The organism is Thermoanaerobaculia bacterium (assembly GCA_035260525.1).
Classification (GTDB): domain Bacteria; phylum Acidobacteriota; class Thermoanaerobaculia; order UBA5066; family DATFVB01; genus DATFVB01.
On sequence record DATFVB010000167.1, the window covers coordinates 1 to 9,517 of the forward strand.

Here is a 9,517-nt window from a genome sequence, read left to right on the forward strand (position 1 = left end):
CCCGCCGCGGCCCGTTCGCGGTGTCGAGTCAGTCGGGGGACGGGACGATCGTGATGAAGACGTTCACTTTGTAAAGGGCGCCACCGGACGTATGCCCGTTGCGCTGGCATTGGGCGATTGACCGCTCCGCGGGTCGCGGCGCACGCGCCCGCCCGGCTCGATGCATCGGCGCGCTTGCTACGAGAAGGAGATGCCGTGGGCCTCCGGTCCCACGGCAACCACGATGGCTCCGAGGAAAAGGACCGTCCCGGCCAGCAGCCCCATCGATTGCGAGTAGGTGAGGTGCTCGGCGAGCAGCGCCTCGACGTAACCGATCGACGACGCGCACAGCACGCCCAGCTGATACGCGAATCCCGGGAAGAACCCGCGGAGCGCCGGCGGGGAGAGCTCGTTGATGTGCGCCGGAATGATCCCCCAGGCGCCCTGCACCATGAACTGCATCCCGAAGGCTCCGGCGAGGACCAGCGCCGGCGCGGGCGCCGCGATCCAGAGGGGGATGAGCACGATCGCTCCGCCGATGGCCGCCACCATCGCCCGCCGCCGGCCCCACCGGTCGGAGAAGTGGCCGAAGAGCAGACCGCCGGCGATCGCCCCGATCATTGAAATCGCCGTCACGACCGCGGTCCACCGGGGATCGTAGTGCCGCTGCTTCTGAAGGAAGGTGGGATAGAGGTCCTGGGTTCCGTGCGAAATGAAGTTCATCATCGCCATGAGCAGCACGAGATATCCGAAGAGCTTTCCGTTCTTCACGACGGCCCGGCGATAGGAGGGCCAGTCGGTGCGCGTGGCGCGCCAGGCCTCCGGCTCGACGACCTTCGCCCGGATGAAGAGCGACAGGAGCGCGGGAACCCCTCCGAGGAAGAAAAGCGCCCGCCACCCGAACCGCGGGAACACCGTCCCGTACGCCACGGCCGCGAGGAGGAACCCGCACGCGTACCCCTCCTGCAGGACGCCGGAGAGGAGACCGCGCCACCGCGCCGGAACGGATTCCATCGCGAGCGACGCCCCGACTCCCCACTCCCCACCCATCCCGATGCCGTAGAGGAGTCGCAGGACGAAGAACACCGTGTACGTCGGCGCGAAACCGGAGAGGACCTCGACGACCGAGTAGAAGACCACGTCGATCATCAACGGGAGCCGCCGTCCCCAGCGGTCGGCCATCAGGCCGAACACGACCGCCCCCAGGGGACGCATCGCGAGACTCGCCGTGAGCGTGAGAGCGACCGCGGGGATCGACTTGCCGAACTCCTTCGCGACGGGCGCCAGGACGAACGTGAGGACGAAGAAGTCGAACGCGTCGAGCGTCCAGCCGAGGAAGCCGGCGATCAGCGCGTTGCGGGCATTCGCGCGAGAGAGCGCGGGCGCCGGCGACGTCGTCACGCTCGGGTCCGTGGGGCGGCGGAAACGGAACGCATGCGCGGCGGAATTCTAATGCGCGCGCTCGCCCGCGCGGCGGCGGATCGAATTTCGTCCTGGCGACGTATACTGGCGCGCTTGAGCCGCGGAACGACGATCCTTGCGATCCTTGCCGCCGGGCTCGCGACGGTGCTCGGCGGAGCCGCGGGACGGCGCGGCGGCGAGGTGCCTCCCTCGGCCCTCGCCGAGTACGCCCAGCTCGTCTCGACCGCGGAGTCGTGGAACGCGACGAAGGTGCCCGCCGAGAAGCTCGTCTATGCCTCGATCCACGGCATGCTCTCCTCGCTCGATCCGCACACGGCGTTCCTGGAGCCGGCCGATTTCTCGTCTCTGGAAGAGCGGCACCACGGCTCGTACTTCGGGATCGGCATCTCGATGCAGCGCCGGCAGGGGCGGGTGACCGTCATGTCCGTCGCTCAGGGGACGCCGGCCTGGAAGATCGGACTGCGCACGGGCGACGTCATCACGGCGATCGACGGCGAGAGCCTCGACGATTCGTGGGACACTCGCCGGGTTTCGGATCACGTCCGCGGCGCGAAGGGCACGTCGGTCCGCCTGACGATCCACCGGCCGGGCCTCGAGGAGCCGATCACGCTCACGGTCACGCGCGACGAGATCCCGCAGAATTCGGTGCGCCACGCCTTCCTCCTCGCCGACGGGGTGGGGTACATCCAGCTCGCCGAGTTCACGCAGACCTCGGCGGAGGAAACGTCCCGGGCGATCGAGCGCCTCCAGCGCGACGGGATGAAGAGCCTCGTCTTCGACCTTCGCGGCAACCCCGGCGGCGTCCTCGAGCCCGCGCTCGCGATCGCCGACATCTTCCTGAAGAAGGGGCAGATGATCGTCACGACGCGCGGCCGCATCCCGTCGTCGGTGCGCGACTACCCCGCGGCGGGCCGCGCCCGCCGGTTCGGCGGACCGCTCGTCGTCCTGATCAACCGCGGGTCCGCCTCCGCGTCGGAAATCGTGGCGGGAGCGGTGCAGGACCACGACCGGGGGCTGATCCTGGGCACCACGTCCTGGGGCAAGGGGCTCGTGCAGGGCGTCTACCCGGTCTCCTACGGGGCGGGCCTCGCTCTCACGACGGCCAAGTACTTCACCCCGTCGGGCCGGTGGATCCAGCGCGACTACTCGGACCTCTCGGCTTATCTCCTTCCGGACATCCACGACGACTCGGCCCCCGACACCTCGAAGCGGACGGGGAAGCTCTTCGCGACCGACGCGGGGAGGCCCGTGTATGCCGCGGGAGGGATCACTCCCGACGAGATCGTTCCCGCGCCGAAGCCCTCCAATTTCGCCCGCCGCCTGCAGGCGCACGGCGTCTTCTTCAACTTCGCGGTCGACTACCTGACGCGCCACCCCGACGTCCCCCGAAGCTTCGCGGTCGACGCGGCGGTCCAGGCCGAGCTCTTCCGGTTCCTCGAGGCCCAGGGGATCGAGAAGGCGGACGCCGCGCGGGCCGAGTACTTGCGCGACGAGACGCGAAGCCGGATCGATTCCGAGATCGCGCAGGACGTGCTCTCCTCGAAATACGGCCCCGACGAGGGGTGGAAGAGCTGGCTCCGCTCCGATGTCCAGCTCCAGCGCGCGCTCGACTCATTCCCGGAAGCCGAGAAGCTCGCGAGCCTCAAACCGCGGCCGGTCTCCGCCAGCTGATTCGACTTTCGGGCTCAGGCCCTCGGCGCCAGCCCGCTCCGCGCAAATTCAGCGTTACTCATCGAGTCCACAGACGTTCAGACGCGCCGAGACGCGAGCGAGACGGGATGCGGGCGCCCGGCCCGCGGGCGCTACCCGCTCTTCCCGATTGCGGAAGCGATGAGACGCGGCCAGACGTGCTGGAAGACGCGCCCGGCGGGCCTGACCGGCGGCGAAGGCGTACTGAGAACGTACGTCTAGCCGGCGGCAGGCCCGCCGGACGCGTATAACGGCGCGTAGGGTCCGCGTCAGCTCTCTCTGACCAGCTTGAAGATCGTGTAGAGATGATGCGCCTCGTGCACCAGGAAGAACTCCAGCCACTCCGAGAGCGCGAGCGGTCCCAGCGCCGCGTGGACGCCGATCCGGGCGAGGTCCGGCTCCGACAGCGAACGCACGGCCTCGATCAGCCCGACCCGCCGGCCGGCTGCCGTGCCGAGGAGATCCGGCGCCGTCATGGCCCGCCATTGCCGCCAGGTCGGGTCTTTCTCGGCGCGGTACGGAGGCAGGAGCGGCGATTCGCGCGCGAGGATGACGCGGACGCGCGCCGCGCAGACCCCGTGCATCCGCGTGACGTGGGCCAGGTGTTCGCGGGCGCACCACTTGTCCGGAGCCGGCGCGCGATCGAGGCGCGGCGACGCCGGATCGCCGAGAACGGTCGTCCACGAGGAGAACTGGGCGTCGAGGCGGCGCGCGATCTCTTCCGAGCCGCTCACCGCGACTCGAAACGGCGGAAGAAGCTCCCGGGCTTCCAGTGCGGGCGCTCGTCCCGGTCGGCCACCTCACGCGCGGCGCCGAACATGAGCTTCTCGTAGGCCGCCGCCGCGGCGAGGTCGACGGGCTGCCCGGGATCGTCCGACGGCGCGTGATACCGCTCGGCGAGCCACCGCTTGAGACGATCGGCGTCGGGACTTCCGGCGGGAGCGGCGACGTCCACCATCACGGAGGGGATCCCGTCGCGCACGAAGTTGTACTGATCGCTCCGGATGAAGACGTGCCGCTCGGGCTCCGGATCGCGCTGCACCGCGATGCCGAGCGAGCGGGCCGACGCCCGGACGGCGTCTCCGACGTCCGACTCGTCGAGCCCGAGCACGGTGACGAGCCGGAGCGGAAAGAGCGGCAGGAACATGTCGATGTTGAAGTCGGCGACCATCGCGTCGCGCGGGACGGTCGGGTGGAGCGCGAACCAGCGCGATCCGAGAAGGCCCTTCTCCTCCCCCGTGACGAACACGAGCAGCACGCTCCGGCGGAGCGGCCGGCGCGACTCGCGGACCGTCTCGGCGAAATCGAGGAGCGCGGCGCAGCCCGACGCGTTGTCCATCGCCCCGTTGTAGATCGCGTCGCCCGAGACCGGCACGCCGACGCCGAGGTGGTCGAGATGGGCCGAGAGCACCACGAACTCCTTCGAGAGCTTCGGGTCCGAGCCCCGGAGCACGCCGACGACGTTGAAGGATTCGACGCTCCGCGTCTCCTCGCGCAGAGTCGCCCGCACCGACACGGCGAGAGGGAACCGCGGCAGCGGCTTTCCCGCCTCGACGAGATCGACGAGCTCGGCGAACGTGTGCGGCGCGCCCGCGAAGAACTTCTCCGCCCGCGCGGGATTGACCGCCATCCCCAGCCGCTCTCCCGCGAGCTCGTCGAGCGCGGGATCGGCCAGCGACATCGACGGCATGACGCGAGCGCGGGCATGGCGCTCCCACGGGCTTTCCATGTGCCGCGGGTTGAAAACGACGATCTCTCCGACCGCGCCCGCGGCGCGGAGCGCCTTCCAGCGCACTCCCGAAGATTGGGCGTGCGCGGAGACCTCGGGCGAGAGCCCCGGCGGGCTGCCGGAGAGGAACATGGCGAGCTTGCCGCGGAGATCGATTCCCGCGAAATCGTCGTGTCCCTGCCCGGGCGCCGACACCCCGTAGCCGACGAAGACGACCGGCGCGTCGAGCTCGGGCGCGGGGTCCGTCCGAACGCTCACGATGACGTCGTCGCCGAAGGCGAGCGGCTCCTCGGCCCCGCCCCGAACCAGCGCGACGCGGGAACGGTCCTCGAGGAGGCGCCGGGAACGCAAGCGCACCGGCTGCTCCCAGCCGGCGGCCCCGGCCGGCGCCACGCCCGCGCTCGACAGGACCTTCTCGACGTACCGGGCGGCCCGGCGGTATCCCGGCGTGCCCGTGCCGCGGCCTTCCATCTCGTCGGAGGCCAGGCGCCGGACGTGGGCCCACCAGCGCGACCCCTCGGGCAAAGCGGCGGCGGCGGCGGCCCCGAACGAGCCGGCGAGAAGGAACCAGACGGCGATCCGGCGCATCAGCGGCCTCCTTCGACCAGGGTCTCGTGCGCCGCAACCGCCTTCCAGAGGTCTCCACGGCGCACGAAGACGTCGGTGAACCGGACGCGCACGGAAAACGACCCGTCGCGCGCGGTCACGGTGTTGATCCCGGTCACGACCCCGGCGGCGCCCCAGATCCGAACCCGCAGGTCCGACAGACGCTGGGTCGTCTCGGCGCGGGCCGGCGACCGGAGCGCCGCGAGGGCCTCGCTCTTCGTGTGGAGCTCCCCCTTGTACGTGGAGTCGAGGAAGTCCTCCGCGAGGATCTCCCCGACGGCGGCCGCGTCGCGGGCAACGAGCGCGCCGACCCACCGCTCCTCGAGGCGCACGAGCGCGTCGGCGTCGCGCCGGCTTCGCGGAGAAGCCGCGCGGGAGAGCGCGGGGATCAGGAGGACGACTGCCGCGGCCGCCGCGAGCCGGATTCTCACGCGACGATGATATCTCCCGGTAGGATTGTGCCGTGAAGATCGCGACGTGGAACGTCAACGGCATCCGGGCCCGCGAGCGGCAGCTCGCGGATTGGATCGAGCGCGACCGGCCCGACGTGGTCTGCCTGCAGGAGATCAAGGCCCCGCCCGACAAGATCCCCCTGCTCCTCTGCGAGATCGAGGGCTACTGGTGCTACTGGCACGGCGAGCGCGCCTATTCCGGAGTCGGCCTGCATCTGCGCCGGGAGACGTTCCCGGAGAAGCCGGCGTTCTCGCATCCTTCGTTCGACCACGAGACGCGCATCGTGACCGCCCGCGCCGGCGATCTCCTCGTCGCCTCGATCTACGTCCCGAACGGGGGGAAAGACTTCGCCGCGAAGATCCGCTTCCTCGAGGCGCTCGACGACTTCGCCGCCGAGCGTCAGCGAGCGGGCGACACGGTCGTGCTCTGCGGCGACTTCAACGTCGCGCGCACCGACCGGGACGTGCATCCGAAGGAGCGTCGCCCGGTCATCGGCCAGCTCCCCGAGGAGCGCGCGCTCTTGGAGCGTCTCCTCGCCCGGGGGCTCGTCGACGTGGGACGCGCGCTCGACCCGGACAACGAGAACCTCTTCACGTGGTGGGCGCCGTGGAGGAACATGCGCCAGCGCAACATCGGCTGGAGACTCGACTACCTCCTCGCGAGCGAGCGTCTCGCCACGCGGGCGCGGAGCTCCGCCGTCCTCGCCGACGTCGGGACGAGCGACCACGCGCCCGTGGTGGCGGTCTTCGATTGACCGTCCCCGAGGCCGGGGAGCGGGCGCCGGGGAAACGTCGCCGGGTTCTCTATCTCCACGGCTTCGCTTCCTCGCCCCGGGGGCGGAAGGTCGAGGCGCTCGAGCGAATCTTCGCCCCGGAAGGGATCGAGATCGTGGCTCCGGACCTGAACGCCCCCGATTTCGCGCATCTCGATTTCGACGCGATGGCGGGCCGCGCGCGCGAAGCGGCGGCGGGCCGTCCCCCCGATGCGATCACGGGGAGCTCTCTCGGCGCGCTCGTCGCGCTCGCGGTCGCGCCCGCGTTTCCCGGCGTCCCCCTCGTCCTCGTCGCGCCCGCGCTGGGGTTCGGCCGCCGCTGGATCGAAAAGCTCCCTGAGGAAAACCCGCCCCGCTTCTTCCACCACGGCGAGAATCGGGAGATGCCGGTGCACCGGCCGTTCTTCGAGCGCATGGCCGTCCTCGACGTGGACGCCTCTCCTCCCGAGGCCCCCGTAACCGTCGTCATGGGGCGCCGGGACGAGAGCGTCCCCTTCGACGTCGTGGAGGCCGTCTGGAGGCGCTGGCGGGACTCCGGCCGACTCGCCCCGGGGTCGCGCTTCGTGGTGATCGAGGAAGGGGACCACGGCCTGACCGCCTTCGTCCCGGCGATCGCGCGGGAGATCCGCGCGGCGCTCGAATAGCCGCCGCGCCCTCGGGGAGGCGCGAAACTTCGATCTCCGAAAGTCGAAGGCGACGGCGAAATCCGCGCGCGGGAGTAGAATGGCCCGAAAAACCGTGGAATCTCTCCGGAAGGTCGTCCTCGGGATCGCCCTCGCCGCCGCCGCGTGCGGGCGCGCCCGCCCTCCGTTCGGGGACGCCGTCCGGATCTCGGTGCCGCACGACGTCGTCGAGCTCGACCCGCACGCGCGGAACCAGCTCGCTTCGTTCGCCATCGTCTCGCAGATCTACGAGCCTCTCGTGACGACCGACGCGAGCATGCAGATCCAGCCGTGCCTGGCGAGCCGGTGGGAGAACCCGGACCCGTCGACCTGGGTCTTCCATCTCCGGGAGAACGTGCGGTTCCACGACGGAAAGCTCTTCGACGCAAGCGACGTCGTCTACACGATCGACCGCCTGCTCCGGACCCCCGGTCTCGAGATGACGGGTTACCTCCTCTACATCGACTCGGTCGTCGCGGTCGATCGCCACACGGTGCGAATCCGCACGACGAAGCCGCTCGCGGTCCTGCTCAACAAGCTGCGGTTCATCCCGATCGTCCCGAAGGGAGCCACGCGCGAGGTCCTGGACCGGCATCCGGACGGAACCGGCGCCTACCGCCTCGCCGAGTGGTCCCCGGGCAAGCTTCTGCGAGTCGTCCGCAACGACGCGTACTGGGGACCCCGGCCGCCGATCCGTGAGGCGACGTTCCGGCTCGACCGCTCGCCCGACCAGGCGCTCTCGGACCTCCTCGCGGGACGGGCGGACATGGTCCAGTGCAACTCGAAGAGGCTCGCCGCGGCCCTCGCCGGCTCTTCCCGCTACCGGACCTTCCGCCGGACGAGCATCTTCGTGAAATACCTCGGCTACGATCTCGCGCACGACGACCCCGGCGGGGTCGAGCCGCGGCCGAACCCGTTCAAGAACCGCCTGGTCCGGGAAGCGATGAACGTGGCGATCGACCGGCGCCGGCTGATCGCCGCGCTCCCCTACGACGCCGTCCCCGCGACCCAGCTCGTTCCTCCCTTCATCTTCGGCTTCAATCCCCGGATCGGAGAGGCCGCGTTCGATCCGGCGCGCGCCCGGGCGCTGCTGGCGCAGGCCGGCCTCGCGGATGGAATCACCGCGCCCTTCCTCACGCGCAAGCTCTTCGCGGAGCCGGCGGCCATCGTCGCGGCGCAGCTTCGCGACGTCGGGATCCGCGTCGACGTCCGTGTCGTCTCCGACCCCGACTTCTTCGCGATCGCCAACGCCGGCCGCTCTCCTCTGCACCTTTCGCGGTTCGGCTGTCTGACGGGGGACATCAGCGACATTCTCGACAACGTCCTTCATTCGCTCGACTCGGAGCGCCATTTCGGGATCCACAATTACGTCGGGTACAGCAACCCCGACGTCGACCGCGCGATCGAGGCGAGCGCCGAGATGCAGGGAATCAACGCGCGCCGCGACGCGCTCCAGAATGTCGAGAAGACGCTGATGGACGACCTGGTCTGGATCCCGCTCTACGTCGACGACGACGACTACGCCGTCGACCGGCGGCTCTCCTGGCAGCCGCGCAACGACGGCCTGATCCTCGCTCCCGAGATCACGCCGAAGAACGATTGACGCTCGTTGCAGCGGACAGCGATCCGGGATCGCTGCCGCTGAACTCGCTTCGTCGGTCGACCCGAGCCGTGATCGGAAGTCAAAAGTCGAATGTCGGCCGGAGTCGGGAGTCGAAAGTCTAAGGGCTAACCCGGAGGATCCCGCGATCGCCAGACTTGAAAGTTACGGCCGGAGCCGGGTAACGGGCTCTTTTTTCCACCTCTGCCTTTTGACTTTCGACTTTCGACTTTCCCCTTATCCCGCTGGCTGCGCGACCAAGACAATCCCGCCACGGCGCGCAGCGCCACCTCCTCCAATCACCCCGAAGAGATCCTGCGGGATACCCTCACCGGCTCGCATTCGCGGCCATCCTCTCCCCCGGGGAGAGGTCATTCGGCGGCGCGGCTGAGCCGCGCCGCATCGTCTGCCGCGGTCCGCCTCCGCTAAAGCTTCGGCGCGGCTTACGGCTGCGCGAGCAAAAGAACACTGTCGCGGCGCGCCGCGCCGCCTCCCCCAACCACCCCGAAGCGAGCGTCTGCCGCGGGTAGCGAGTCAGAGTCGCGAGCGTCGAGCGGGTGGCGCGGTGCGATTCCCGGCGGGAGTCGGCCGCCGCGCACCGGTCT

Annotated in this window: 8 protein-coding genes; 4 read left to right on the plus strand and 4 right to left on the minus strand. The window is 70.0% G+C overall.

Annotation, left to right across the window (positions count from 1 at the left end):
* Nucleotides 1–177 precede the first annotated feature (177 nt).
* Nucleotides 178–1,380 (minus strand): MFS transporter, encoded by a 1,203-nt coding sequence (locus tag VKH46_08195; protein HKB70807.1) that lies wholly within the window; start codon nucleotides 1,378–1,380, stop codon nucleotides 178–180.
* 114 nt (nucleotides 1,381–1,494) lie between these two features.
* On the opposite strand from VKH46_08195, the gene VKH46_08200 reads away from it, so the two are divergent.
* Nucleotides 1,495–3,072, plus strand: coding sequence for a S41 family peptidase (locus tag VKH46_08200; GenBank protein ID HKB70808.1), 1,578 nt, complete (start codon nucleotides 1,495–1,497; stop codon nucleotides 3,070–3,072).
* A 287-nt stretch (nucleotides 3,073–3,359) separates the two neighbouring features.
* On the opposite strand, the gene VKH46_08205 is transcribed toward VKH46_08200, so the two are convergent.
* From VKH46_08205 to VKH46_08215, 3 genes are read right to left on the minus strand one after another with little or no spacing between them, the layout of a single operon-like run.
* Complete coding sequence (locus tag VKH46_08205) at nucleotides 3,360–3,824, minus strand: DinB family protein (GenBank protein HKB70809.1); 465 nt, start codon at nucleotides 3,822–3,824, stop codon at nucleotides 3,360–3,362.
* Nucleotides 3,821–5,407: a M28 family peptidase gene (locus VKH46_08210; protein ID HKB70810.1), complete on the minus strand. Its 1,587-nt coding sequence runs from the start codon at nucleotides 5,405–5,407 to the stop codon at nucleotides 3,821–3,823. The genes VKH46_08205 and VKH46_08210 overlap by 4 nt, the downstream gene beginning before the upstream one ends.
* Nucleotides 5,407–5,856: a nuclear transport factor 2 family protein gene (locus VKH46_08215; GenBank protein HKB70811.1), complete on the minus strand. Its 450-nt coding sequence runs from the start codon at nucleotides 5,854–5,856 to the stop codon at nucleotides 5,407–5,409. Before VKH46_08215 ends, VKH46_08210 begins: the two co-directional genes overlap by 1 nt.
* 32 nt (nucleotides 5,857–5,888) lie before the next feature.
* On the opposite strand from VKH46_08215, the gene VKH46_08220 reads away from it, so the two are divergent.
* The 3 genes from VKH46_08220 to VKH46_08230 all read left to right on the plus strand — a co-directional run bounded on the left by VKH46_08220 (nucleotide 5,889) and on the right by VKH46_08230 (nucleotide 8,915).
* Entirely contained in the window at nucleotides 5,889–6,632 is a 744-nt protein-coding gene (locus VKH46_08220; GenBank protein ID HKB70812.1) for an exodeoxyribonuclease III, read from the plus strand.
* Nucleotides 6,629–7,294, plus strand: coding sequence for a YqiA/YcfP family alpha/beta fold hydrolase (locus VKH46_08225; protein ID HKB70813.1), 666 nt, complete (start codon nucleotides 6,629–6,631; stop codon nucleotides 7,292–7,294). Before VKH46_08220 ends, VKH46_08225 begins: the two co-directional genes overlap by 4 nt.
* Before the next feature lie 94 nt (nucleotides 7,295–7,388).
* Nucleotides 7,389–8,915 carry an ABC transporter substrate-binding protein gene (locus VKH46_08230; GenBank protein ID HKB70814.1) on the plus strand — a complete coding sequence of 509 codons (1,527 nt, stop codon included), beginning with the start codon at nucleotides 7,389–7,391 and terminating at the stop codon, nucleotides 8,913–8,915.
* Nucleotides 8,916–9,517: the final 602 nt, after the last annotated feature.

Coding starts and splice junctions, on each gene's coding strand:
- VKH46_08210 (HKB70810.1), bottom strand. CDS start 5,407: ATGCGCCGGATCGCCGTCTGGTTCCTTCTCGCCGGCTCGTTCGGGGCC.